Genomic DNA, 24,656 nt, shown 5'->3' with positions numbered 1-24,656 from the left:
GGCCGGGCGGAGCTGCTTGCCACCGATGACGACCGGCCTGCGGACCATGTAGATCGCGGGGAACGGGCAGCAGTGGTAGCTTCCGAGCGGCTCGACCGGCCGCGATGGCGGCCTCCGCCCCTCCGGAGTGCGCGTGCCCGCCGGAGGGGAAGCGGCCGTCACCGAGCACCAACAGGGCCGCAGGACTCATCGTCGCTCCTCGTTCACGCGGTCAGAACAGGAAGTACCGCTGGGCCATGGGCAGTTCGGCACGGTACTCCGGCGTCACCCGGTCCTCCTCGACCACCGCCCTGACGTCCTTGGCCTTGTCGTCGGGGTGACTGGTGCCGCCGCTGCCCGGGATGGTGACGGTGAAGCTGCGGGGGTCGACGTCGATCTCGGGAGTAGCGTCGTTCTCGCGCATGTCGGCCTTGGTCAGCCCGCGCGTGTCGGTGATGGCGGTGAACGGTTTGCGCAGGCCGGGCAGGCCGGCGAAGTGGCTGGAGACGAAGTTGACCGAGTTGCCGCCGGGGGCGTGCCCGAGGGCACCGAACATGCGACGCGGCAGGATCGGCTGGGGAGTGGGAATGGAGGCGTTGGCGTCGCCGATCTGCGCGTAGGCGATCTGCCCGCCCTTGATCACCAGGTGCGGCTTGACGCCGAAGAACTTGGGCTCCCACAGCACCAGGTCGGCCAGCAGGCCGGGTCGTACGGAGCCGACGGCGTGGCCGATGCCGTGCGCGATGGCCGGGTTGATCGTGTACTTGGCGACGTAGCGGCGGGCACGCAGGTTGTCGGCGGGGCCGTCGCCGTCCAGGAGTCCGCGCTGGCGCTTCATCACGTGCGCGGTCTGCCAGGTGCGCAGGATCATCTCGCCGATGCGTCCCATGGCCTGGGCGTCGGACGACATGATCGAGATGGCGCCCATGTCGTGCAGGACATCCTCGGCGGCCATGGTGGAGGGACGGATGCGGGATTCGGCGAAGGCCAGGTCCGCCGGGTCCAGCCGGTTGAGGTGATGGCAGACGATCACCATGTCGATGTGCTCGGGGACGGTGTTGACCGTCAGCGGCCGGGTGGGGTTGGTGGAGGCGGGCAGCACGTTGGGGTAGGAGGCCAGCTTGATGATGTCGGGGGCGTGCCCGCCGCCGGCCCCCTCGACGTGGAAGGCGTGGATGGAGCGACCGCCGATGGCCGCCACGGTGTCGTGCAGGTAGCCGGCCTCGTTCAGGGTGTCGGCGTGGATGGCTAGCTGGGCGCCGGACTCCTCGCACACTTGCAGGCAGGCGTCCAGCACCGCCGGGGTGGCGCCCCAGTCCTCGTGAACCTTGAACCCGAGCACCCCGGCGCGCAGCTGGTCCCGCATCGACTCGCGCGACATCGTCGCGCCCTGGCCGAGCAGCCCGATGTTGACCGGGCAGGCGTCCAGAGCCTGGAACATGGAGGCGATGTGCCAGGCACCGGCGGTGACGGTGGTGGCCTTGCTCCCCTCGGCCGGGCCGGCGCCGCCACCGATCAGCGTCGTGACGCCCGAGGCGAGCGCCTCGTCGATCTGCTCGGGGCAGATGAAGTGGACGTGGGTGTCCACGCCACCCGCGGTGAGGATCTTGCCGTTACCGGAGATGATCTCGGTTTCCGGTCCCACGACGATGTCGGCGGGCCTGGGCGGGCCGGAGGCGGCGCCGCTGATGTCGCCGGTGGTGTCGCGACCGTGGCGCGCGTTCATGGTGTCGGGGTTGTACGCCCGGCCCACGGCGTGGATCCGGCCGTCGCGCAGTGCGACGTCGGCCTTGACCACTCCCCAGTGGTCCAGGATCACCACCCCGGTGATCACGGTGTCCGGCGCGCCGTCCACCCGGCGCAGGCAGGATTGGCCCATCGACTCGCGGATTACCTTGCCGCCGCCGAACACCAACTCGTCACCGCTGTGGCCGGGGCCGCCCGCCCAGTCCTCGGTGACCTCGATCCGCAGGTCGGTGTCGGCGAGCCGGATCCGGTCCCCGGTGGTCGGGCCGTACAGGTCGGCGTAGTCGGCGCGCTCCACGAGCCACGGCTGCTCCTCGGTCATCGCAGCGCACCCCCGACCTCGCCCCGCAGGCCCCACACCATCCGTTCCCCCTGCAGCGGGACCAGGTCGACCTCGACCGTCTCGTTGGGTTCGAACCGCCGGGACTTTCCCGCCGGGATGTGCAGCCGCATGCCGTAGGCGCAGGCCCGGTCAGGTGGGCCCGAGGCGTCGGCCTGTCTGATCTCCAGTGCCGGGTTGGCCTCGTAGAAGTGGTAGTGGGAGCCGACCTGGACGGCGCGGTCGCCGGTGTTCCGGACCTCGACCCGGGTCACCGGCAGGCCCTCGTTGACGTGCACCGGCCCGACCCCGTCGGGATGCTCGACTTGGCCAGGGCCCAGGATGTTCGCGCGCGCCGCGATGGGATCGGTGATGGTGACCAGCTTGGTGCCGTCGGGGAAGGTCGCCTCCACCTGGATCATGTCGATCATCTCGGGCACGCCCTCCATCACCTCCTGGTAGGTGAGCACCTCGCGTCCGGACTCCATGAGCTCCCGGACGGTTCTGCCGTCCCTGGCGCCCTCCAGCACGTGCGCGGTCAGCAGCGCGACGACCTCGGGATAGTTCAGCGGCAGTCCGCGAGCCCGGCGTTTCTGGGCCACGTCGGCGGCCACATGGATCAGCAGCCGTTCCTGCTCGTGGGGGGTTAGATGCACATCGTCTCCTCGCAGGCTTCCTCCGATGTACTGACACCAAGCCAGCAAAGCACTTAGTGCACACAAATGATTACAGTAAGTGGCGAAGACTGACAGAGGATGCCTGGCCACTTTGGTCTCACCAAAACAGCACCGCAACAGAGCTTTCAGGAAAGGCGCGCACACCCATGCGCGGCTACGCCTGGACCAGGCAGGCTGGCCCTCTGCGAACCAATCTCAGGCGGCCTCCGTGCGCCGAGCAGGCCGACGCCGAGCTGCTTCCAGGCCAGGATGTCCAAGTAGCGGCCGAGCGCCAGGGCGGGGGCGTCGACGGGGTCGGCCGGCAGCCGCACCGTTGAACGATCGGTGACAGCCATACACATCCGGACGCCCCAGCAATTCGCGTTTCCACTGGTCAAGGGCTACCCGCTGTCGATCGCGACCTGGGACGCGTTGGGTGCCGCAGCGCGGGCGTTACGCAGACCTTTGGCCAGATATACGCGGAAATCCCGGCTCTTTCGGCGCTACTCCTTGACATTTCGGCGAAAAAGGCGCGTACTTCCATCGGAAGTCAACCTAACTGCTGTCCCCAACCCGCAGTGATACGCGATCTGCCCCTCACGCTCCCAACGCACTCCTCTTCCTGGCCGGCTCGACCAAGTCGCCACGCCGGCCCGCTTCCGGCATCACGAGCAGCTGCACCCTGCCCTCACGCAGGTGGGGTGCCGTCACCGATGGGGGAACCATGACCGAGGTAGGCAGAGACATGGCGAAAAGCCTGTTCTCCCGGCGTGCCTTCACCACGTCCGCGGCAGTCGCCGCGTTCGCACCATTAATCGCATCAAGCCAGGCCAAGGCGGTGGCCGACAAGCCTACGGACAAGCCGGGCGGCAAGGGCGACGTCCGCCGCATCACCCTCTACGCCGAGCAACTCCCGGACGGTCAGCTGGGTTACGGCCTGGAGCCCGGCAAGGCCACGATCCCCGGCCCCCTCATCGAAATGGTCGAGGGCGAGACCCTTGAGATCGAGATGGTCAACAACCTGGACGTGACGGCCAGCCTGCACGTGCACGGGGTGGACTACGACACCGCCAGCGACGGCACGAGGTTGAACGACAGCGTGGTGGAACCGGGAGGCCGGCGTACCTACGTCTGGCGCACCCACACCCCGGGGCGGCGCCCGGGCGGCCTCATCGAACCCGGCAGCGCGGGCTACTGGCATTACCACGACCACGTCGTAGGGACCGATCACGGCACCGGCGGCATCCGGCGGGGGCTCTACGGACCGCTGGTAGTGCGCCGGAAGGGCGATGTCATACCGGACAAGCAGTTCACCGTCGTCTTCAACGACATGTCGATCAACAACCGACCGGCCCATGGCGCACCCGAATTCGTCGCGAAGCTTGGCGAGCGGGTGGAGTTCATCGTGATCACGCACGGTGACTTCTTCCACACGTTCCACATCCACGGGCATCGCTGGGCCGACAACCGCACCGGTCTGCTGGAAAGCCCTCAGGACCCGAGCCGGATCATCGACACCAAGATCACAGGACCCGCCGAGTCGTTCGGCTTCCAGGTGATCGCCGGCGAACGCGTCGGCCCTGGGGCGTGGATGTACCACTGCCACGTCCAGAGTCACTCCGACATGGGGATGGCCGGTGTGTTCATGGTGACCGACGCGAACGGGAACATGCCGGATCACCCCATGGGCACGCATCACTGACGCGAGCCATGAGTCGCCGTCTGGGAGGACGTCCCCGCTGCTCCCAGGTGTGAGCGGCAAAGCGTCGAAAGGCGATCACGAGGTGGCGCCACGTCCGGCATCGGCGAGACCGGTCGCCACCGCGGATGGCCGCAACACTTCCACCAGGTTTGCCAACCCCCCAACCTGAAGGAGCCAACGATGGGTCGAAGAGGCCTTTTCGTACAGCCCCGACCACCCGCCTGGCGCCGCGTACTGATCACGATGTCGGGCGCCGCTCTGACACTGGGCCTGGCGGCACCGGTTGCCCCGGCACAGGCCGCCGCCACACCGGCACAGGCCCCAGCCGCACCGGCACAGGCCGAGGCCGGCCCCACGGCACCGGCCGACGGCACCTCGGTCAGCATGCTCGTCTTCCACGGCCCGGCCGCCCAGCAGGACGACCCGGTCGAGCAGGCCACGGCGGCGATCAAAGAGCTGGGCAAGGGGAACGGCTTCTCCGTCGACGTGTCGGAGGATCCGGCCGTCTTCACCGCCGACAGCCTGGCGCGCTATCGCGGCGTGGCCTTCCTGTCCGCGAAGGGAGCGGCCCTGAACGACGGCCAGCTGGCCGCCCTGCAGGCGTACATCAGGAATGGCGGCGGATTCGTCGGAGTCCACGACGCCGCTCGCGCCCAGGCGGACTCGGCCTGGTTCACCGAGCTGATCGGCACCCGCCCCGCCGGCAGCCTCCCCATCCCGGAGAAGGTGGTGGAGAGTACGGCGAGCGGGGAGAACCCGCCGAACGAGACGAAGGACAAGCTGTTCGACGGGAGCAACGACACCAAGTGGTTGACCCGGACGCCGACCGGGTGGGTGCAAGGGAAGATCGAAAAGCCGATCGCGGTAGCCCACTATGCGTTGACCTCGGCCAATGACTACCCCGGCCGTGACCCGAAGGACTGGACCCTGCAGGGCTCACAGAACGGGACGACCTGGACAGACCTGGACAAGCGGAGTGGTGAGAGTTTCCCTCAGCGGTTCCAGACCAAGGAATACACGTTCGACAACACCACGGCGTACCAGTACTACCGGCTCAACATCACCGCGAACAGCGGCGAGCCCCTGATCCAGCTGGCCGAGCTGCGGCTGTTCGGCCCCACCGCCGGACCTCCCCCGGAGAGCCAGGAACAGAAGGCCGTCGTCGACCTCATCGACCGCCGGCACCCGGCGAACAAGGGCCTGCCCGTCACTTTGCCGCGGACCGACACGTGGATGAACTGGAGTCCCAACCCGCTGGGCAAGGTCCATACGGTGGCGCAGGTCGAGGAGAACACCTATGACCCGGGGCTGAACGGCAACGGCCGGTTCCACCCGATCTCCTGGTGCCGCGACTACGACGGCGGCCGGTCGTTCTACACCGGCATGGGCGGCACCAAGGCGAGCTACACCAGCGACAAGCAGTTCCAAAGCCACCTCGGCGGCGCCATCATGTGGGCGACCGGTCTGGTCCGCGGTGATTGCCAGGCGACCATCGCGTCGAACTACACCACCGAGCGGCTGACCGGGCAGAACCAGTCAGGGCAGCTCGACCAGATCGGCGAGCCCCACGGCCTGACCATCGCACCGGACGGCAAGGTGTTCTACATCGGCAAGGCGGCCTGCCCCACCGGCCCGATCGTCGACTGGAACGACCCCAAGGTCGGCCTCGGCTGCGGCACCATCCACCAGTGGGATCCGAAGAGCAAGCAGGTCAAGCTCCTGACCACGCTCCCGGTCATGGGCAACCGCGGCAGCGGCGACGAGCTGGTCAAGAACGAGGAAGGTCTGGTCGGCATCACGCTCGACCCCAAGTTCGGGGAGAACGGCTGGGTCTACGTCTACTGGATGCCGCACGAGTCGATCGACAGGGACAAGCGGATCGGCCAGCGAACGGTCTCCCGGTTCAGCTACGACGCCGCGAAGCAGTCGATCGACCAGAGCACCCGCAAGGACCTGCTGCACTGGGACGCCCAGATCCACAGCTGCTGCCATGCGGGCGGAGCCATGACCTTCGACAAGGACGGCAACCTCTACATCGGTTCCGGTGACAACAACTCCTCCGGCGGCTCGGGCGGTTACTCAGGGAACAACTGGACCCAGGACTACAAGGGCGTCTCGTTCCAGGACGCCCGCCGTACCGCGGGCAACACCAACGACCTCAACGGCAAGATCATCCGTATCCACCCGGAGCCCGACGGCACCTACACGATTCCCAAGGGCAACCTGTTCACCGGTAAGGAAGAGGGAGGCGGCAAGACCCGCCCGGAGATCTGGGTGATGGGTGTCCGCAACATCGCGCGGTTCGCCTGGGACAACGTGAACAACTGGCTGACCGCCGGTTGGGTCGGTCCGGACGCCGGCGGCCCGAGCGAGACGTGGGGACCGGCGAAGTACGAGACCGCGACGATCCTCACGTCCGCCGGCAACCAGGGCTGGCCGTACTGCATGGGCGACAAGCAGCCCTACCGGGACCGCAGCAACGTCGACGCCACCCAGCCCGCCGACTGGTACGACTGCGACCATCTGAAGAACACCTCGCCGCGCAACACGGGCCTCGTCGACATCCCATCAGCGCGCTCCAACATGATCTGGTACTCGCCGCAGGGCGGCGGCCCGGTCTACCCGAAGCGGAGCGACGGCAGCGGTCTCCCCACCTACAAGCAGGGCGACGAGACCTTCACCGAGCCCTACCTCCGAGGCGGCGGCCAGGCGATCATGTCGGGGCCGACCTATCACCGTTCCCAGATCGACAGCGACAGCGGTGTGGCGTGGCCGGCGTACTGGGACGACAAATGGTTCATCGGTGACGAGTCCAACGGCAACAACCGCGTCGCCGTGACCGTCGACCCGAAGACCGTCCCGGACGCGGGCCGGCCGGCCTTCGGTGAGGATCTGCGCAGCATCGTCCAGACCGGCGGCGGCAGCACCCAACTCCAGCAATGGATGGACGCCAAGTTCGGTCCGGACGGCGCGCTCTACCTGCTCGACTACGGCAGCGGCTTCTTCAGCCTCCACTCCAACCAGAAGCTGATCCGCATCACCTACCACGGTGGCCCGGCGACACCGAACCCGAGCGACGCCGTGGCGCGTGCCGTCCGGCAGAGCACGCCCAAGACGGTGGCCTTCTCCAACACGAAGGCCGGCGGCGTGTCGTGGGAGTGGGACTTCGGCGACGGCAGCAAGCCGTCGAAGGAGGCCAACCCGACGCACACCTACGCGAACTTCGGCACCTACAAGGCGACGCTGAAGGTCACCTACGCCAACGGCGAGGTGGCAACCGGCACGATCGACGTCAAGGTCGATTGTCCGGCGCCTGACACCCGCCCGACGGTCTGGCTGCTCGACAGCGACACCGGCGTGGCCAACCGCGTGGCCGGCGGCGGTTGCACGATCAACGACCTGATCGACGACGAGCGCGCCTGGTCGAACCACGGCGAGTTCGTGAGCCACCTCAACGACCTGGTGAACCAGTTCCGCAAGGACGGCGTCATCAGCAACAGCGAGGCGGCCACGCTCAAGAAGGCAGGCGCCCAGTCCGAGATCGGCAAGACGAACGGGTACGAGACCATCTTCGATGGGACGGCGGAGTCCCTCCAGGGATGGTCCCAGGCTCCGTCCGGACAGTTCACCCTCCAGCGGGACGGCACGATCCGCGCCTCCGGTGGTCTCGGAATGCTGTGGTATTCGAAGAAGGCGTACGCCGACTTCTCCCTGAGGCTGCAGTTCCGTGACGTCGCGCCCGACGGGTATCGCGCCAACAGCGGAGTCTTCGTGCGGTTCCCGGACCCGAGAACCCCGCTGGACCAGCGTCCCACCGGAAGCTGTGGGACGGTCGGGTCGGCCCGTACGTCCCCCGCATGGGTCGCGATCTTCTGCGGTCAGGAGGTCCAGATCTACGACGGCGACACGGGGGAGCCGCAGAAGACCGGCTCCGTCTACAACTTCGCGTCCAACGGCCTGGACAAGGCCGGGGTCACCCCGAAGGGCACGTGGAACGAGTACGAGGTCCGGGTTGTCGGGCAGCACTACACGATCACCCGCAACGGCAAGGTGATCAACGAGTTCGACAACACACCGGGTAAATCGTCGTCCCGCGCCGGCGACCCGCCCACGGATCTGCGCCAGTTCATCAGTGGGTTCGTCGGGTTGCAGAACCACAGCAACAACGACCTGATCGAATTCCGCAACATCCGGGTGCGCGAACTCTAAGTCGGTACATCGGCCGGGTGCCGGGCGGGGGAGCGTTCCCCGCGCCCGGCACCCCATCCAGGTGACCCCAGCCGGAGCGCGCCGTCCGTTGGCACGCGCGCAGACTGTGAGAGGTGCAACGAGACATGCATGTCCGATCTCTTCCCGCCCTCCTGATCAGGACCTTACGGAGGGCGCTCAAAGCCGCTACCACGGCGCCGGGCTTGGCCGTGGTGATGCTGGGTGTGGCGCTTCCGGCGCTCTTCCTGTCGTCAGTCCAAGCAGCCGTGCAGCCCCGGGTGGGGCTGACCGCTCACGCTGCGGACCAGGTGCTCACCTGGACCGCCGACAACAGCATGATCGCGTACAAGTCGGCGCCGAGTACGGCGACGGCGGGACCTGCCACCATCGTCTTCGAGAACAGCGCGGCGACCGGCAACAACACCGGTATGACCCACACCCTGACCTTCGACACCTCCACCCCGGGCTACAACCACGACGTCAATCTCAACATCATCGCCAGTCCCTACGACGCCAGTGGAGGACGGCACGAGGTTCAGGTGAACCTCAGGCCCGGAAAGTACCGCTTCTTCTGCGCGATTCCCGGCCACCAGATGGTCGGGGAGCTCGTGGTCACGGATGGTGGCGGTACGGACACGACCGCGCCGCAGGTGTCGGCGCAGGTGACGGGAGACCAGGACCCGAACGGCAACTACGTGGGCTCCGCGACGGTGACGATCTCAGCGAGTGACACCGAGTCCGGGGTGGACAAGGTGGAGTACTCGCTCGACAACGGGGCTTTCACGACGTACTCGGCTCCGGTGTCGATCAACCAGGCGGGCGCGCACACAGTGCGATACCGGGCCACCGACAAGGCGGGAAACACCTCGACGGTGGGCTCGGCGACGTTCACCGTGGTGACTCCGCCGGAGAAGGACACCACTCCGCCGCAGGTGACGGCGCAGGTGGCCGGCGAGAAGGACAAGGACGGCAACTACCTGGGCTCGGCGACGGTGACGATCTCGGCGACCGACTCCGAGTCTGGGGTCGCCACGGTGGAGTACTCGCTCGACGGCCAGCCGTTCGCGGTGTACACGCAGCCGCTCACGCTCGGCCAGCCCGGCGCGCACACCGTGACCTACCGGGCCACTGACAAGGCCGGAAACACCTCGACAGTGGGCTCGGCGACGTTCACCGTGGTGACTCCCCAGGAGAAGGACACCACTCCGCCGCAAGTGACGGCGCAGGTGGCCGGCGAGAAGGACAAGGACGGCAACTACCTGGGCTCCGCGACGCTGACGATCTCGGCGACCGACTCCCAGTCCGGGGTGGACAAGGTGGAGTACTCGCTCGACAACGGGGCTTTCACGACGTACTCGGCTCCGGTGTCGATCAACCAGGCGGGCGCGCACACAGTGCGATACCGGGCCACCGACAAAGCGGGAAACACCTCGACGGTGGGCTCGGCGACGTTCACCGTGGTGGCTCCCCAGGGAGAGGACACCACTCCGCCGCAGGTGTCGGCGAGGATCACCGGCAATCAGGACTGGGCCTGGAACTATGTGGACTCCGCGACGGTGACGATCTCGGCGACCGACTCCGAGTCGGGGGTGGACAAGGTGGAGTACTCGCTCGACGGCCAGCCGTTCGCGGTGTACACGCAGCCGCTCACGGTCGGTCAGCCCGGCAAGCGCACCGTGACCTACCGAGCCACCGACAAGGCCGGAAACACCTCCAGTGTCGGTACGGCCACGTTCATGGTCGTCAAGGACACGTCGGGTACGGACTGCCCGAAGCCAGGCAAGGGCAACAGCTGCAAGGAGAAGTGAACCCGTCAACCGGCAGGCGGCGAAGCTCGCGGGCCCGTCCTGCGGAAGGGCAGGCCCGCGAACCAGCACGGGAAGACGGCTCCGCTGGAGGCTCGCGAACCAGTCCATGGGGAACGGTGGTTGGGCCAGCGGCGCCACCGCCAGGCGCATCAGCGCCAGCGGGTTGTCGTCTCCGGCGATCCGGTCGGCGTCCAGCTCGCCGCATCCGGTGCAGCGATGGACGACCGCCCACTCCCCGCCCTGCCGAACCTGGATCGCGATCGGAGCCATCGCCGAGGCGCAGCTCACCGACCGGTCGCCGGGCGTGTCGTCCAGGTGCCTGGACCACAGGCAGGTGGGGCAGTGGTTTCTGTGTCGGGTGCCGAGGGCGTCCAGCACGCGCCCGCGCAACTGGATTTCCCCACACCCCAGTCAGTTGCCCAGGGCTTCCTACAGCAGCTCGCGGAGCGCCCTGGCCAGGTTGGCGGGGGCTTCGGGGGCGTAGTGGAGGAAGAGGTACGGCTCCGTGAGCTCCAGCTCGATCACGACCGGAGTGCCGTCGGGGAGCCGGACCAGGTCGATCCTCGCGTACAGAAGTGCCTGGGGGATGGTGGCAAGCACCTTCTCCGCCAGCTCGACCTGGTCCGGGGCCGGGGTGCGCGGTTCCGCCCGGACGTGATCCGCGCCGGTCATTCCCTCGGAGAGCATCGGTGTGCGCCGGACGGCGTGGCTGAACCGGCGGTTGAAGTACAGCAGCGAGGTCTCGCCCTCCGACTCGACCATGTCGAGGTAGGGCTGGACCATGGGGACACGGCCAGAGGCTTCGAGCGCGGCGGCGTGCGCCTTCGCGCGGTCGGGGTCGGTGGTCCTGATCGTGTCGCGGGCGCCCGCGGAGATCGCGGGCTTGACGACGTACTCCTCCCAGTGCGGCAGGCCCTGCGACGACCAGTGGGTGGGCACGACGGGCACGCCCAGGTCTCTGAGATAGGTCTTGTCGGTGTTGGACTCGAGCACGGCCGCCGGGTTGAGCAGCCTGGAGACGCTCTCGACCTGGTGGGCCCAGGCCAGGAAGTCGGCCCGGCGATCGAGGTAGTCCCAGACCGAGCGGACGACGACGGCGTCGTACGCACTCCAGGTGACGGCGGGATCGTCCCAGCGTTCGGTACGCCCCTCGATGCCCGCCTCTTGCCAGGCGGCGAGGGCCGCCTCCCGTTCGTCGTCGTGGCCGCCGGGGTCATCGAAGGTCACATAGGCGCAGATAGTCACTGAGCGATGCTAATACGCCGCAATCCAGATCATTCCGAACCGGGAGCGATGAACGTGGGCCTCGATGCCGGACGCGTCATCGGCGGGAGGTGCGTGCCGGTGGGCGGCTAGGCGACGACGGCGTCGCGTAAGGAGTGGCCGGACAGATTCTTGATCACTTCGGCTCCTTGGCGCTTGCTTGACCTTGCGATCATGACGCAAGGCGATCCTATAGCCAAGCGTGGTCGTTTGGCGACTCTAAGTAATCAGAAGATAATTCGGTCGCCATTCGCTGACGGCGGATGTCAGTGAGGGACGCGTACCGTCCGGCGCATGATCTACGAGCTGCGGCAGTACACGATGCGCCCCGGACGGCGCGACACGTTGATCGAGCTGTTCGAGCGGGAGTTCATCGAGTCGCAGGAGGCGGCGGGGATGGGCGTCGTCGGCCAGTTCCGCAACCTGGACGACCCAGACACGTATCCATGGATGCGGAATTTTCCGGATATGGAGGCGAGGCGACGGGCCCTCACCACCTTCTACGGCGGCCCCACCTGGAAGGCGAACCGGGACGCCGCCAACGCCACGATGCTCGACTCCGACAACGTGCTCCTCCTGCGCCCGGTACCCGCCGCGCTTTTCCGCTCCCCCGCCACCGACCCCGCCGATGCCGACGACCCGTTTCCCGGCCGCGAGCGGCCGGGCCTGGGCGAGGGCGGCGCCTCCTCCGCCCTGTACGTGGCGACGATCTACCACGTCGAGGACGGGTTCGCCGAGTTCTTCGCAGAGCGGGCCGTGCCGGAGCTGGCCGAGGCCGGGGTGCCGCCGATCGCCTGTTTCGCGACAGAGCACGCGGAGAACACCTACCCGGCGCTGCCCGTACGCACGGGCGAGAACGTCTTCGTATGGTTCGCCCGGTTCGACAGCGTGGAGGACGAGCGTGATCCCTACCTGCCCGCGCTCGAAGGACGGCTGACCGCTCCCCCGGAGCGCCTCCGACTGGCCCCCACCGCCCGCTCGGCCCTGCGTTGAACGGAGAGCGCCTCGACAGCGGCGGCTACCTGCCGGTGCCGTAGACGGGTTCGGGTGCGGGGGCCGATTCGAGCAGGGCCGAGACCGCCTCGCCGACGTCCGTGACCGACCAGCGCGTTCCGTGCTCGACGCGGGGGCCGTGCCGCCATCCGGTGGCCAGCGCGACCGTGCCGCCCTCCACCTCGAACATCCGTCCCGTGACGTGCGCCGACGCGGGCGAGCCGAGCCAGACCACGAGCGGCGCGACGTTCGCCGGGTGCATGGTGTCGAAGCCCGACTCGGGGGCGGCCATGGCGCCGGCGAACACGTCCTCGGTCATGCGGGTGCGAGCGGCGGGGGCGATGGCGTTGACCGTGACGCCGTACCTGCTCAGTTCGGCCGCCGCCACCTGGGTCAGGGCGGCGATCCCGGCCTTGGCGGCGGAGTAGTTGGCCTGTCCGACGCTGCCGAGCAGGCCCGCGCCCGAGGAGGTGTTGATCACGCGGGCGTCGGCGCGGGTGCCGGACTTGGCGAGCTGGCGCCAGTACGCGCCCGCGTGCCGCAGCGGCATGAAGTGGCCCTTGAGGTGGACGCGGATCACGTCGTCCCAGTCGCGTTCGGTCATCGACACCAGCATCCGGTCACGGACGAACCCGGCGTTGTTCACCAGCGCGTCCAGCCTGCCGTAGGCGCTGACGGCGGTCTTCACCAGGCGGGCCGCGCCGTCCCAGTCGGCCACGTCGTCGCTGTTGGCCACCGCCTGGCCGCCGAGCGCGCGGATCTCCTCCACGACCGCCAGCGCGGGCTCGCCGGACCTGCCGTCGCCGCCGCGGCCCGTCCCGAGGTCGTTGACCACGACGCGGGCGCCCTGCCTGGCGAACTCCAGCGCGTGCTCCCTGCCGATACCCCGGCCCGCGCCGGTCACGATCACCACTCGGCCGTCACAGATCCCCACGCAGACCTCCTGAGAACGATCACGCACAAATATCAGGAAATTTCGTTGGAAACTAGGTATCGCCAGGCCGGCATCTCGCCGCCCCCGTCCACGTGCACCTGCGCGCCGGTGACGTAGCGCGGCGCGGCGGCCAGCCACAGGCAGGTCTCGGCCACGTCGGCGGGGGTCGCCATCCGTCCGGCGGGGATGGTCGCCCCCAGCTCACGATTTTTCCCGGCGTAGTGGTCGGCGGCGTTCTCCGTCTCGGCCAGCCCCACGACCACCGTGTTGACCCGCACGGCGGGCGCCCACTCGGCCGCGAGGCAGCGCGCCAGGTGGTGCAGGCCCGCCTTGGCCGCGCCGTACGCGGAGGTGCCCGGCGAGGGCCGCGTCCCGCTGGAGCTCCCGATCATCAGGACCGTCCCGCCGGACGCGGCCAGCAGCGGGTGGGCGCGCTGCGACACGAGCAGCGGCGCGGTGAGGTTCAGCTCGATGACGCGGGCGTGCAGGCGTCCCGAGGTGCCCTCCAGCGGCGCGTGCGGCGAGCCGCCCGCGTTGTTGACGACCACGTCGAGCCGGTCGAGCCCGGCGAAGAGCCGCTCGACGTCCTCGGGATCGCGCACGTCGGCCCGGACGAACCGCAGGCCGGGCCCGGCGGCGGGGGGCGGGGTACGGCCGCACACCAGCACGTCCGCGCCGGCCTCGGCGAACGCCCGCGCGATCCCCGCACCGAGCCCGCGGGTTCCGCCCGTCACCAGGACGGTCCTGCCCGTGTAGTCGTAAGTCGCGGTCACGGGTGCTACCGTACCAAGCAAGCGTTAGGTGCAACCAGGGAGCGGGATGGGAATCACGCTGCGGGACGGGCCCGTCGCCGAGGTCGTCATGGACGTCCCCCCGGTGAACGCGCTGCCCGTCCAGGGCTGGCACGAGGTGGCGCGGGCCGTCCAGGAGGCCGGGCGGAACCCCGGAACCAGGGTGGTGGTGCTGCGCGCGGAGGGGCGCGGGTTCAACGCGGGCGTGGACATCAAGGAGATGCAGGCCACCGAGGGGCACACCGCGCTGGTCGGGGCGAACAGGGGCTGCTACGCGGCGTTCGCGGCGGTCTACGGGTGCGAGGTGCCGGTGATCGCGGCCGTGCACGGGTACTGCCTGGGCGGCGGGGTTGGCCTCGCGGGCAGCGCCGACATCGTCGTGGCCAGCGACGACGCCTACTTCGGGCTGCCCGAGGTCGACAGGGGCGCGCTCGGCGCCGCCACCCATCTGGCCAGGCTGGTGCCCCAGCACCTGATGCGGGCGATGGTCTACACGTGCAGGAACGTGACGGCGTCCGAGCTGCACGCGTTCGGCTCGGTGCTGGACGTGGTGCCGCGCGACAAGCTGCGCGACGCGGCCATGGAGGTGGCGGAGCGGATCGCCGCCAAGGACCCGTACGTGATCCGCCGCGCCAAGGAGTCGCTGAACGGCATCGACCCGGTGGACGTCAACCGCAGCTACCGCTTCGAGCAGGGCTTCACCTTCGAGCTGAACCTGATGGGCGCGGGCGACGCGCACCGCGACCGCTTCCTGGAGAGCACCCGCGAGGAGGAGCCTGCGTGACGAAGGTGATGTCCGTCGAGGAGGTCGTCGGTTCCCTGGAGAGCGGGATGACGATCGGCATCGGCGGCTGGGGTTCCCGCCGCAAGCCGCTGGCGCTGGTACGCGGCGTCCTGCGCTCGCCGATCGACGACCTCACGCTCATCTCGTACGGCGGCGCGGACGTGGGCATGCTCTGCGCGGCCGGGAAGGTGCGCAGGGTGGTCGCCCCGTTCGTCACGCTCGATTCGATCCCGCTCGAACCGCACTTCAGGGCCGCCAGGCAGCGTGGCGAGATCGAGTTCACCGAGTACGACGAGGGCATGTTCATGTTCGGCCTGTTGGCGGCGGCGCACCGGCTGCCGTTCCTGCCGACACGGGCCGGCCTCGGGTCCGACGTGCTGCGGGTCAATCCGGGTCTGCGGACGGTCCGCTCCCCGTACGGCGACGGCGAGGAGCTGGTGGCGGTGCCCGCGCTGACCATGGACGTCGCGCTGGTGCACCTCAACCGGGCCGACCGCCGCGGCAACGCCCAGTACCTGGGCCCCGACCCGTACTTCGACGACCTCTACGCCAAGGCCGCCACCCGCTGCTACGTCTCGTGCGAGCGGCTGGTGGACACGGCCGACCTGCTGAAGGAGGGCCCGGTGCAGTCGCTGCTGATCAGCCGGTCGATGGTGACCGGCGTGGTCGAGGCCCCCGGCGGAGCCTGGTTCACCTCGTGCGAGCCCGACTACGGCCGCGACGAGGAGCTCCAGCGCCAGTACGCGAGCACGCCGTGGGAGGACTTCGATGAGCAGGGCTGACGTGTGCGTGGTCGCGTGCGCGGAGGCGTTCAGGGGCGACGGGGAGATCCTGGCGGCCGGGATCGGCGGGGCCGTCACCGTACTGGGCGCGCGGCTGGCCAGGCTGACCTTCGAGCCCGACCTGCTGACCCACGACGGCGTCTGCCTGCTGACCGGCGACGTGCCCGCGCTGGGCGAGGCGCCCGAGGTGGTCGAGGGCTGGCTGCCGTTCCGCGACCACCTGTGGCTGGTGCTGAACGGCCGGCGGCACGTGATGCTGGGCGCGAGCCAGATCGACAGATTCGGCAACACGAACATCTCCTGCATCGGCGACTGGGCACGGCCGAAGGCGCAGCTCCTGGGGGTGCGCGGGGCGCCGGGGAACACCCGGTGCGGCCCGACGAGCTACTGGATCCCCCGGCACTCCCCCAGAGTGTTCGTGCCCCAGGTGGACATGGTCAGCGGGCTCGGCACCGACAGGGGCGCCCACGAGCTGCGGCGGGTGGTCACGAACCTGGCCGTGCTGGACTTCGGCACGCCCGAGGGGGCCATGCGGCTGGTCTCGGTGCATCCCGGCGTGGACGTGGCCGAGGTGGTGGCGGCGACCGGCTTCGAACTGCACGTCCCGGACGACGTCCCCGAGACGCGGTCGCCCACCGACGAGGAGAGGCGGCTGCTCGACGAGGCCCTCGACCCGGGCGGGCTGCGCGAACGCGAGGTGGCGGCGTGAGCGCGACGCCGCGGGGACGCGAGGGGGCGGCGTGCGGACGGCCCTGACCGAGCTGGTCGGCTGCCGGTATCCGATCGTGCAGACCGGAATGGGGTACGTCGCGGGCGCCCGGTTGGCGGCGGCCACCTCGACGGCGGGCGGCCTGGGCGTCGTCGCCGCCGCCACGATGTCGGTCGCGGAGATGACCGCCGCGATCCGGGAGGTGAAGGAGCGCACGGACGCCCCGTTCGGGGTGAACATCCGCTCCGACGCCGACGACGCGCGCGAACGGGTCGAGGTGATGATCCGCGAGGGGGTCCGGGTGGCGTCGTTCGCGCTGGCTCCCAGGCGGGAGCTGATCGCGAGGCTCCGGGACGCGGGCGTGGTGACGATCCCGTCCGTGGGGGCGCGCAGGCACGCGGAGAAGGTCGCCGGCTGGGGCGCGGACGCGGTGATCGTGCAGGGCGGCGAGGGCGGCGGCCACACCGGGCCGGTGGCGACCACGCTGCTGCTCCCCCAGGTGGTCGACGCGGTCGACATCCCGGTGGTGGCGGCGGGCGGCTTCTTCGACGGGCGCGGCCTGGTGGCGGCGCTGGCGTACGGGGCGTGCGGCGTCGCGATGGGCACCCGGTTCCTGCTGACCAGCGACTCGCCCGTGCCCGACGGAGTGAAGAAGGTCTACCTGGAGGCCCGCGACACGCTGGTGACCACGAGGGTCGACGGGGTTCCGCACCGGGTGCTGCGGACACCGTTCGTCGAGTCGCTGGAGCGCTCGCGGCTGCTGCGGGCCGTCGTCAACGGCGCGCGGTTCAAGCGGCTGTCGGGCCTGTCGTGGGGCGAGCTGATCCGCGAGGGCCGCCGAATGCGGCAGGGCCGCGAGCTGACCTGGGCCCAGGTGCTCCAGGCCGCGAACACGCCGGTGCTGCTCAGGGCGGCCATGGTGGACGGCCGCGCCGACCTGGGCGTGATGGCGGCGGGCCAGGTGGTCGGGGTGCTGGACGACCTGCCCTCGTGCGAGGAGCTGATCACCCGGATCATGGCCGAGGCCGAGACGGCACTGGGGCGGCTCGGAGCGGGCTGACGGCTCGGGCCGTCCGCCGGAACGCCGTCTGTCGGAACACCGTCTGGCGGAACACGGTCAGAGCAGGGATCAGAGCACCGTGATGCCGCGCGCCGCGAGCAGAGCGGCGGCCTGTGCCTGGTTGATGGTCGCTCCCGCGAAGGCTCGCAGCTTGCCGTCGTCGGGCTCGCCCAGGTCGGCGCCGCGCAGGTCGGCCTTGGTGAAGACGGCCCGGACGATGCGGGTGCCGCGCAGCCGGCAGTCGCTGAACGTGGCCTCGGTGAAGTCGCAGCCCGACAGGTCGGCCTCGTCGAAGCGGACGCCCTCGATGAGCTCTCCGCGCAGCGAGCAGCCGCCGAGGTTGGCCATGGTCAGGTTGGAGCGGGCGACCTTGAAGCCGGTGCCCCTCGACGCGGTCAGTGAGGCGCCGATCATGCGGCAGCCGGTGAAGGACGTGTCGGTCAGCAGCGCCCCGCCGAACTGCGCCGAGGCCAGGTCCACGTCGGTGAACACGGCGTCGACGAGGTCGGCGTCGTTGAACCTGGTGCGCATCCCGCCGCCGCCCGTGAAGACGGCGCCGTCGAGGTCGGCCTTGCGGAAGTCGGTCTGCTCCAGCACGCACGACTCGAACCGGGCGCCCGCCAGCGAGGCTCCCCACAGCTCGGTCTCGGTGAGGTCGCAGCCGCGGAAGACGTGCGGCTCATCGCCGGAGAGCCGATCGGTCAGGGACGTGTGGGAGAGGTCCTCGCCGTCGAAGTTCACGGTGTCACAGGCTACCGGTGATCGCCTCCGCGGCGGCCTGCCCGCAGACCCTGGCCGACCCGTACGTGGCGATGTGGACGGCGCCCAGGTCGGATCGCTCCGGCAGGCCCATCTCCACGACCACGGCGTCGGGCCGGGCGCTGAGCAGGTGCCGCAGCGCCTCCCCCTGCCAGGGGTGGCGGTGCGCGTCGCGGACCGCCACGACGATCGGACGCGGGCCGGCCTCCATGATCAGCCGCTCGATCGCGGGACCGGTCGCCTCACTCGCCGCGAGCCGGGCCACGCGGGTTCCCGGCAGCAGCTCGCGCAGCGGCTCGCCGACCCCCCACGGGGTGCCCTTGTCGATGGCGAGGTTCATCTCCGGTGACAGCTCGATCACCTGGGGGGCGGAGGTCAGCGGCAGGACGGGGACGGTGGACCTGCGGGTGATCCTGAGGGCGCGGCGGGCGGCGGTGAGGCCGATGTGGCCGTCCGCCGGAGTGGTGCTGCCCGAGGAGGTGGTCCAGACGGCCAGCTCGCGGACCCTGCGAGCGGCGTCTGCCAGGCGCTCCTCGGGCAGCAGGCCCTCGGTGACGGCGGCGGCGATCGCGTCGCGCACCTCCACGGCGGTCGCCTCATCGGAGCGCTCGCCGCCGATGCAGATGGCGTCGGCCCCGGCGGCGATGGCGCGGGCGGAGGCCCCGCCGATGCCGTACATGCCGGCGACGGCGGCCATCTCGATGCCGTCGGTGATGACCATGCCGTCGAAGCCCAGCTCCTCGCGGAGCAGCCCGGTCAGCACCTTGGGGCTGAGCGTGGCGGGCAGGTCGGGGTCGTACGAGGGCACCAGCAGGTGCCCGGTCATCACCGCCTTGACGCCCTCCGCGATCGCCTCGCGGAAGGGGCGCAGCGCGCGGTCGACCCCGGCGGCCGCGACCACCGGGACGCCGTGGTGGGAGTCGACCGCGGTGTCGCCGTGGCCGGGGAAGTGCTTGACGCAGGCGGCCACGCCGGTGGACTGCAGGCCCCGGACGAACGCCCTGGTGTGCCGGGAGACCAGGTCGGCGTCGGCGCCGAAGGCCCGCAGGCCGATGACCGGGTTGTCGGGGTTGGAGTTCACGTCCGCTGAGGGGGCGAAGTCGATCGTGATCCCTGCCGCCGCCAGGTCCGCCCCGAGGTCCTTGGCCAGGGCCTCGGTCAGCGCCACGTCGTCCACGACGCCGAGCGCGTAGCCGCCGGGGCGGCTGCTGCCCGTGGCGACCTCCAGCCTGGTCACCTCGCCCGACTCCTCGTCGGTGCCCACCAGCAGCGCGGGGTTCTCCGCGCGTAGCGCCGCTGTCAGGGCGGCCAGCTGGGCGGGTCCGGCGATGTTACGGGAGAACAGCACGACTCCGGCCAGCCCTTCGCCGAGGCGACGGCGTAGCCAGTCGGGCGGCGTGGTTCCCTGGAATCCGGGAAGCAGGACGGCGTCGGCCAGGCGAAGCAGGTCAGCGCTCTTGGGCATGACCCGAAATCTAATAGGAAAGTTTCCTATTTTCTAGAGGCATTTCAAAACGTCAACCACCCGCACCACCGAGGCCGCAGCCCCGCGGGGTCAGAGGCGTTCGATGATGGTGACGTTCGCCTGGCCACCCCCTTCGCACATGGTCTGCAGGCCGTACCTGCCGCCGGTCCGCTCCAGCTCGTGCAGCAGTTTCACGGCGAGCACGGCGCCGGTCGCGCCGAGCGGGTGGCCGAGGGCGATCGCGCCGCCGTTCGGGTTGACGAGCGCGGGGTCGGCCCCGCTCTCCTTGAGCCAGGCCAGCACGACCGACGCGAACGCCTCGTTGATCTCCACCACGTCGAAATCGCCGATCGTCATCCCGGCCCTGCGCAGGGCGTGCGCGGTGGCGGGGATGGGGGCGGCGAGCATCATGATCGGGTCGCCGCCGCGCGCCGACAGGTGATGCACGCGGGCGCGCGGCGTCAGGCCGTGCTCGCGGACGGCTCGCGGCGACGCGACGAGCAGGGCGGCGGCGCCGTCGGAGATCTGCGAGGCCAGCGCGGCCGTGAGCCGCCCGCCGTCGGTCAGCGTCTTCAGCGCCGCCATGCGCTCCCGCGTGGTGTCGCGCCGCGGCCCCTCATCGGCCGCCACCCCCTCGTACGGGACGAGCTCGCGCGCGAACCGCCCGGAGTCGATGGCCGCGACAGCCCGCTGGTGGGACTCGTAGGCGAACGCTTCCATGTCTTCCCGGGAAATATCCCACTTCGCGGCGATCTGCTCGGCCCCGGCGAACTGGGAGACCTCCTGCGTCCCGTACCTCTCGGCCCAGCCCTTAGAGCCGGAGAAGGGCGTGTCGTGGCCGAGCGGACGCCCGGCGAGCATCGCCGACGCGATCGGCACCATGCTCATGTTCTGCACCCCGCCCGCCACCACCAGATCGCAGGTCCCCGACAGGACGGCCTGGGCGGCGAAGTGCAGCGCCTGCTGCGAGGAGCCGCACTGGCGGTCCACGGTGACGCCCGGCACCTCCTCCGGCAGCCCGGCGGCCAGCCAGCAGGTGCGCGCGACGTCGCCGGCCTGCGGGCCGATCGTGTCGACGCAGCCGAACACGACGTCTTCCACGGCCGCGGGGTCGGCTCCGGTACGGGCCAGCAGCTCTTTCAGCACGTGCGCGCCGAGGTCGGCGGGGTGCGCGCGGGCGAGGCCGCCGTTCCTGCGCCCGACCGGGGTCCTGACCGCGCCGACGATGTACGCCTCGTTCATCCTGGCATCGTAGCAAGCGCTTGGTCGAGACGGGAACCGCGGGTGAGCAGGACCTGTTCGGCGAACAAGCGATTGTGCGAGGGCTCATAATGGGAGGCGTGACAACGCGAAAGAACTCCGGAGCAACCGCCACACCGGCGAAGCGCCCGCGCGCGACCTCAGAGTCGGCATCTGAGCGCCGCGACCACCTCGTCAAGCTCGCCGCGGAGATCTTCGCGCGCAAGGGTTTCCAGGCGACGACGGTACGTGAGATCGCCACCGAGGCCGGCATTCTCTCCGGAAGTCTCTACCACCACTTCGACTCCAAGGAGACGATCGTCGACGAGGTGCTCTCCACCTTCCTCGACGACCTGCTCGCCCGCTACCGCGCGGCGATCGACTCCGGCACCGACCCCCGGAGTGTGCTGTCGGAGATGGTGCGCATCGGGTTCGGCACCCTCGAACCGCACCGCGCCGCGATCACCGTGATGCAGAACGACTGGAACTACCTGCGCCAGATCGAGCGCTTCGACTACCTGGTGAAGGCCGAGGAGGAGGTCGAGCAGCTCTGGGTCGCCCAGATCAAGGCGGGCCAGGCGGCCGGGCAGCTGCGCGCCGACGTCGACCCCAAGCTGACCTACCGGATGATCCGCGACACGATCTGGGTGGCGGTGCGCTGGTTCCGTCCGGGTGGCCGGCTGAACACGGCAGGGCTGGCCGAGCACTACATCACCGTGCTCTTCGACGGCCTCGCCACCGGCGAGCGGACCACCCAGCAGGGATGAGCCGGCAGGGATGAGCCTCGGCAAGGCGGTGCGACAGGCACTGCGAGAGGCGGCCGAGCCCGAGAAGGCCGCCATGATGCAGGCGTACATGAAGTCGGCGATGCCGTTCCTCGGCGTGCAGGCCGCCCCCCGGCGGGCGGCGCTGCGGCGGGTGTTCGCCGACAACCGCATCCCCAGCGCGCCCGAGTGGCGGCGGGCGGTGCTCGAACTGTGGCGCGAGGCCGAGTACCGCGAGGAGCGGTACGCGGCGATCGAGCTGACCGGCTACCACCACTACCGCGAGTTCCAGACGCTCTACACGGTGCCGATGTACGAGGAGATGGTCGTCACCGGCGCCTGGTGGGATCTCGTCGACGAGCTGGCCACGCACCGCGTGGGCGGCCTGCTCACGGCCTTCCCCGACTCGATGCGCCCGTTGATGCTGGAGTGGGCGCACGACGGCGACCTGTGGAAACGCCGCACCGCGATCCTGTGCCAGAACCGCTTCAAGGAGCGCACCGACACCGCGTTGCTCTACGCGTGCATCGAGCCCAGTCTGTCCGACAACGACTTCTTCGCCCGCAAGGCGATCGGCTGGGCGCTGCGCGAGTACGCGAAGGTGAGCCCGGATGAGGTCGTCCGGTACGTGCAGGCCAAGGGCATCTCGGGGCTGAGCCGCCGCGAGGCGCTGCGCAACCTGCCCGTCACGTAGGCGCGGGCGCCACGCGGCTCATCTGGTCCACAGCGCGTCCTGCACGGCCTGGACGAGCGCCATCAGCTCGGGCGTGACGCGCTCTTTCGACCAGGCCAGCGCGTACGTGATGCGCAGCCCGCCCGCGTCGAGCGGGACGAACCGCACGTCGTCGCGGCGCACGGTCCTGACCAGGAGCTGCGGGATCGGCAGCACGCCCGCGCCCGCCGCCACCAGGTCGAGCGCCGCGGCGAAGTCGTCGTCGGCCACCATCCGCGCCCGGCCTGGGAGCCCCTGCCACGGGCGGCTGCCGGGGGTCAGCAGCACCTGCCCGGCCAGGTCCGGCGGCCCGACCCTGGGCCTGGCCTCCAGGGCGTGACCGGCGGGCACGGCCAGGTGGTCCACCGTGACGTGGAACCTGGCGGCGGTGACGAACGCGGCGGGGGCCGGGGTGGCGAGGATGGCGGCCGACACCTCGCCACCCGCCAGCGCCTTGGACGCGGTGCTCCGCCCCGCCACCGTGAGCTCGACCCCGATGGCCGGGGTCCGGCCCGCCAGCCGCCGCGCGATCCGCGCCGCCAGCGCGCCGACGAGCGGTGGATAAGCAAGGTGAATGATCGGCCGGGCCAGCCGAGCCGCCTCCGCCGAGAACGCCGTGGCGGACTCCAGCACCTGCTCGGCGTACGGCAGCAGCGCCCTGCCCTCGGCGGTGAGCCGCACCCGGTGCGCGTTCCGCTCGAAGAGCCGGACCCCGGCCGCGCGCTCCAGCCTGGTGATGGCCTGGCTCATGGCGGGCTGGGACATCCCCAGGTCGGCCGCGGCCCGCGAGAAGCTGAGCCGCCCGGCCACGCCCGCGAAGCACTGGATCTCCTTGAGCATAAGCGTCACCAATACATGGTGCACCAGATCACGACCGCTGGGCAGGATGCCTGCGTTCGATCCACCCGCTGACGCAGGGAGCAAGAGTCTGATGTCCCGATTTCCCCAGTCCACCGTGCTCGGATACCCGAGGATCGGCCCGCGCAGGGAGCTGAAGCGGGCCCTGGAGTCGTACTGGGACGGCCGCTCGACCCGCGAGGAGCTGGAGGCGGTGGGCGCCTCGCTCCGCGAGCAGACCTGGCGGCGACTCGCCGCCCTGGGCCTGGACGGGCTGCCGAGCAACACGTTCTCGCTGTACGACCAGGTGCTGGACACGGCGGTGCTGCTGGGCGCGGTGCCCGCGCGCTACCTGGAGGCCGCGGACCCGTACTTCGCGATGGCCAGAGGCACAGACGGGCTGGCGCCGCTGCGGATGACGAAGTGGTTCGACACGAACTACCACTACATCGTGCCGGAGATCACCTCCGAGACGGTGTTCAAGCTGGACGCGTCCAAGCCGCTCGGAGAGGTCCGGCAGGCGCGGGAGCTGGGGTTCGAGACCCGGCCGGTGGTGCTCGGGCCGGTGACGTTCCTGCTGCTCGGCTCGGCGCTGGACCGGCTGGACGAGGTGCTCGGCTGCTACGAGGAGCTGCTGGCGGCGCTGGCAGCCGAGGGCGTCGCCTGGGTGCAGCTCGACGAGCCGGCGCTGGTGGCCGACAGGACGCCGGAGGAACTTGCGGCGCTCACCACCGCCTACGAGCGGCTGGGGGCGTCGGCGAACCGGCCGGGCCTGTTCGTCGCCTCCTACTTCGGTGGCCTGGGCGAGGCGCTGCCGGTGCTGGCCGCCACCCCGGTCGAGGCGATCGGCGTGGACCTGGTGCGCGGCGGGCCGGTTCCCGCGCTGCCCGGCAAGATCGTGGTGGCGGGCGTGGTCTCCGGGCGGGACGTGTGGCGGACCTCGCCCGAGCGGGCGCTGGCGGCGCTGCGAGCCGTGCAGGCCGAGCAGGTGGTGGTGAGCACGTCCTGCTCGCTGCTGCACGTGCCGTATGACGTGGAGGCGGAGCCGGACCTCGACCCCGCCCTGCGGGCGCGGCTGGCGTTCGCGGAGCAGAAGGTGGCCGAGGTGGTGGAGCTGGCCCGCGCCGACCGGGACGGCGTCGCGC

Annotated in this window: 19 protein-coding genes and 2 pseudogenes; 11 read left to right on the top strand and 10 right to left on the bottom strand. The window is 70.2% G+C overall.

What is annotated here, in order from left to right; translation table 11 throughout:
• Window positions 1-211 precede the first annotated feature (211 nt).
• Window positions 212-2,047 carry an urease subunit alpha gene (locus tag ABZ297_RS36420; RefSeq protein WP_355356043.1) on the bottom strand — a complete coding sequence of 612 codons (1,836 nt, stop codon included), beginning with the start codon at window positions 2,045-2,047 and terminating at the stop codon, window positions 212-214.
• Complete coding sequence (locus tag ABZ297_RS36415) at window positions 2,044-2,700, bottom strand: urease subunit gamma (protein ID WP_355356041.1); 657 nt, start codon at window positions 2,698-2,700, stop codon at window positions 2,044-2,046. The genes ABZ297_RS36420 and ABZ297_RS36415 overlap by 4 nt, the downstream gene beginning before the upstream one ends.
• A gap of 724 nt (window positions 2,701-3,424) precedes the next feature.
• Between ABZ297_RS36415 and ABZ297_RS36410 the strand changes: the two genes are divergently transcribed.
• The 3 genes from ABZ297_RS36410 (at window position 3,425) to ABZ297_RS36400 (ending at window position 10,419) form a co-directional block, all read left to right on the top strand.
• A complete protein-coding gene (locus ABZ297_RS36410; protein WP_355356040.1) occupies window positions 3,425-4,402 on the top strand; it encodes a multicopper oxidase domain-containing protein in 978 nt (325 codons plus the stop codon).
• A 243-nt stretch (window positions 4,403-4,645) separates the two neighbouring features.
• Window positions 4,646-8,611 (top strand): ThuA domain-containing protein, encoded by a 3,966-nt coding sequence (locus ABZ297_RS36405; RefSeq protein ID WP_355356038.1) that lies wholly within the window; start codon window positions 4,646-4,648, stop codon window positions 8,609-8,611.
• Between the two features lie 203 nt (window positions 8,612-8,814).
• Window positions 8,815-10,419, top strand: a complete 1,605-nt coding sequence (locus ABZ297_RS36400) for an Ig-like domain repeat protein (protein WP_355356036.1) — start codon at window positions 8,815-8,817, stop codon at window positions 10,417-10,419.
• Between the two features lie 159 nt (window positions 10,420-10,578).
• Here ABZ297_RS36400 and ABZ297_RS36395 read toward each other — a convergent pair.
• Window positions 10,579-10,797 (bottom strand): annotated as a pseudogene (locus tag ABZ297_RS36395) (RNHCP domain-containing protein); the annotation flags it as partial.
• A gap of 51 nt (window positions 10,798-10,848) precedes the next feature.
• A complete protein-coding gene (locus tag ABZ297_RS36390; protein WP_355356034.1) occupies window positions 10,849-11,664 on the bottom strand; it encodes a hypothetical protein in 816 nt (271 codons plus the stop codon).
• 312 nt (window positions 11,665-11,976) lie between these two features.
• Here ABZ297_RS36390 and ABZ297_RS36385 point away from each other — a divergent pair, with 312 nt between their 5' ends.
• Window positions 11,977-12,675 (top strand): NIPSNAP family protein, encoded by a 699-nt coding sequence (locus ABZ297_RS36385; RefSeq protein WP_355356032.1) that lies wholly within the window; start codon window positions 11,977-11,979, stop codon window positions 12,673-12,675.
• A 25-nt stretch (window positions 12,676-12,700) separates the two neighbouring features.
• Here ABZ297_RS36385 and ABZ297_RS36380 read toward each other — a convergent pair whose 3' ends face one another.
• Window positions 12,701-13,609, bottom strand: coding sequence for an SDR family oxidoreductase (locus tag ABZ297_RS36380; protein WP_355356030.1), 909 nt, complete (start codon window positions 13,607-13,609; stop codon window positions 12,701-12,703).
• A 32-nt stretch (window positions 13,610-13,641) separates the two neighbouring features.
• Window positions 13,642-14,382 carry an SDR family oxidoreductase gene (locus tag ABZ297_RS36375; RefSeq protein WP_355356028.1) on the bottom strand — a complete coding sequence of 247 codons (741 nt, stop codon included), beginning with the start codon at window positions 14,380-14,382 and terminating at the stop codon, window positions 13,642-13,644.
• Between the two features lie 46 nt (window positions 14,383-14,428).
• Here ABZ297_RS36375 and ABZ297_RS36370 point away from each other — a divergent pair, with 46 nt between their 5' ends.
• Genes ABZ297_RS36370 through ABZ297_RS36355 form a run of 4 tightly spaced genes read left to right on the top strand, consistent with a single transcriptional unit; the run spans window position 14,429 to window position 17,735 of the window.
• Window positions 14,429-15,184 (top strand): enoyl-CoA hydratase family protein, encoded by a 756-nt coding sequence (locus ABZ297_RS36370; protein WP_355356026.1) that lies wholly within the window; start codon window positions 14,429-14,431, stop codon window positions 15,182-15,184.
• Window positions 15,185-15,192: 8 nt separating this feature from the next.
• The gene (locus tag ABZ297_RS36365; RefSeq protein WP_355356047.1) at window positions 15,193-15,966 is read left to right on the top strand and encodes a CoA-transferase; all 774 of its coding nucleotides are present in this window, start codon (window positions 15,193-15,195) and stop codon (window positions 15,964-15,966) included.
• Window positions 15,953-16,675 (top strand): CoA-transferase, encoded by a 723-nt coding sequence (locus tag ABZ297_RS36360; protein ID WP_355356024.1) that lies wholly within the window; start codon window positions 15,953-15,955, stop codon window positions 16,673-16,675. Before ABZ297_RS36365 ends, ABZ297_RS36360 begins: the two co-directional genes overlap by 14 nt.
• Window positions 16,676-16,706: 31 nt before the next feature.
• Window positions 16,707-17,735: a nitronate monooxygenase gene (locus tag ABZ297_RS36355; RefSeq protein WP_355356022.1), complete on the top strand. Its 1,029-nt coding sequence runs from the start codon at window positions 16,707-16,709 to the stop codon at window positions 17,733-17,735.
• A gap of 69 nt (window positions 17,736-17,804) precedes the next feature.
• Here the strand turns inward: ABZ297_RS36355 and ABZ297_RS36350 are convergent, their stop codons facing one another.
• From ABZ297_RS36350 to ABZ297_RS36340, 3 genes are all read right to left on the bottom strand, one after another.
• A complete protein-coding gene (locus ABZ297_RS36350; RefSeq protein WP_355356021.1) occupies window positions 17,805-18,476 on the bottom strand; it encodes a pentapeptide repeat-containing protein in 672 nt (223 codons plus the stop codon).
• A 4-nt stretch (window positions 18,477-18,480) separates the two neighbouring features.
• Window positions 18,481-19,959, bottom strand: a complete 1,479-nt coding sequence (locus tag ABZ297_RS36345; protein ID WP_355356019.1) for a glycoside hydrolase family 3 N-terminal domain-containing protein — start codon at window positions 19,957-19,959, stop codon at window positions 18,481-18,483.
• A 90-nt stretch (window positions 19,960-20,049) separates the two neighbouring features.
• Complete coding sequence (locus ABZ297_RS36340; RefSeq protein WP_355356017.1) at window positions 20,050-21,201, bottom strand: acetyl-CoA C-acetyltransferase; 1,152 nt, start codon at window positions 21,199-21,201, stop codon at window positions 20,050-20,052.
• A gap of 98 nt (window positions 21,202-21,299) precedes the next feature.
• Between ABZ297_RS36340 and ABZ297_RS36335 the strand changes: the two genes are divergently transcribed.
• Together ABZ297_RS36335 and ABZ297_RS36330 are read left to right on the top strand one after the other, a co-directional pair.
• Window positions 21,300-21,965 carry a TetR/AcrR family transcriptional regulator gene (locus tag ABZ297_RS36335; protein WP_355356015.1) on the top strand — a complete coding sequence of 222 codons (666 nt, stop codon included), beginning with the start codon at window positions 21,300-21,302 and terminating at the stop codon, window positions 21,963-21,965.
• 10 nt (window positions 21,966-21,975) lie between these two features.
• Window positions 21,976-22,656 (top strand): DNA alkylation repair protein, encoded by a 681-nt coding sequence (locus tag ABZ297_RS36330; RefSeq protein ID WP_355356013.1) that lies wholly within the window; start codon window positions 21,976-21,978, stop codon window positions 22,654-22,656.
• Window positions 22,657-22,674: 18 nt separating this feature from the next.
• Here the strand turns inward: ABZ297_RS36330 and ABZ297_RS36325 are convergent, their stop codons facing one another.
• Window positions 22,675-23,514 carry a LysR family transcriptional regulator gene (locus ABZ297_RS36325; protein ID WP_355356045.1) on the bottom strand — a complete coding sequence of 280 codons (840 nt, stop codon included), beginning with the start codon at window positions 23,512-23,514 and terminating at the stop codon, window positions 22,675-22,677.
• A gap of 91 nt (window positions 23,515-23,605) precedes the next feature.
• Between ABZ297_RS36325 and ABZ297_RS36320 the strand changes: the two are divergent.
• Window positions 23,606-24,656 (top strand): annotated as a pseudogene (locus tag ABZ297_RS36320) (5-methyltetrahydropteroyltriglutamate--homocysteine S-methyltransferase); the annotation flags it as partial.

Origin of the sequence: Nonomuraea sp. NPDC005983, from assembly GCF_040614375.1 — a bacterium.
Taxonomy (GTDB): Bacteria; Actinomycetota; Actinomycetes; order Streptosporangiales; family Streptosporangiaceae; genus Nonomuraea.
Note: the sequence above shows the minus strand (reverse complement) of the source record. Positions and strands in the feature narration are given on the sequence as shown.

Coding starts and splice junctions, on each gene's coding strand:
- ABZ297_RS36405 (WP_355356038.1), top strand. CDS start 4,646: ATGTCGGGCGCCGCTCTGACACTGGGCCTGGCGGCACCGGTTGCCCCG.
- ABZ297_RS36330 (WP_355356013.1), top strand. CDS start 21,976: ATGAGCCTCGGCAAGGCGGTGCGACAGGCACTGCGAGAGGCGGCCGAG.
- ABZ297_RS36370 (WP_355356026.1), top strand. CDS start 14,429: ATGGGAATCACGCTGCGGGACGGGCCCGTCGCCGAGGTCGTCATGGAC.
- ABZ297_RS36340 (WP_355356017.1), bottom strand. CDS start 21,201: ATGAACGAGGCGTACATCGTCGGCGCGGTCAGGACCCCGGTCGGGCGC.
- ABZ297_RS36410 (WP_355356040.1), top strand. CDS start 3,425: ATGACCGAGGTAGGCAGAGACATGGCGAAAAGCCTGTTCTCCCGGCGT.
- ABZ297_RS36385 (WP_355356032.1), top strand. CDS start 11,977: ATGATCTACGAGCTGCGGCAGTACACGATGCGCCCCGGACGGCGCGAC.
- ABZ297_RS36345 (WP_355356019.1), bottom strand. CDS start 19,959: ATGCCCAAGAGCGCTGACCTGCTTCGCCTGGCCGACGCCGTCCTGCTT.
- ABZ297_RS36365 (WP_355356047.1), top strand. CDS start 15,193: ATGTCCGTCGAGGAGGTCGTCGGTTCCCTGGAGAGCGGGATGACGATC.
- ABZ297_RS36420 (WP_355356043.1), bottom strand. CDS start 2,047: ATGACCGAGGAGCAGCCGTGGCTCGTGGAGCGCGCCGACTACGCCGAC.
- ABZ297_RS36325 (WP_355356045.1), bottom strand. CDS start 23,514: ATGCTCAAGGAGATCCAGTGCTTCGCGGGCGTGGCCGGGCGGCTCAGC.
- ABZ297_RS36360 (WP_355356024.1), top strand. CDS start 15,953: ATGAGCAGGGCTGACGTGTGCGTGGTCGCGTGCGCGGAGGCGTTCAGG.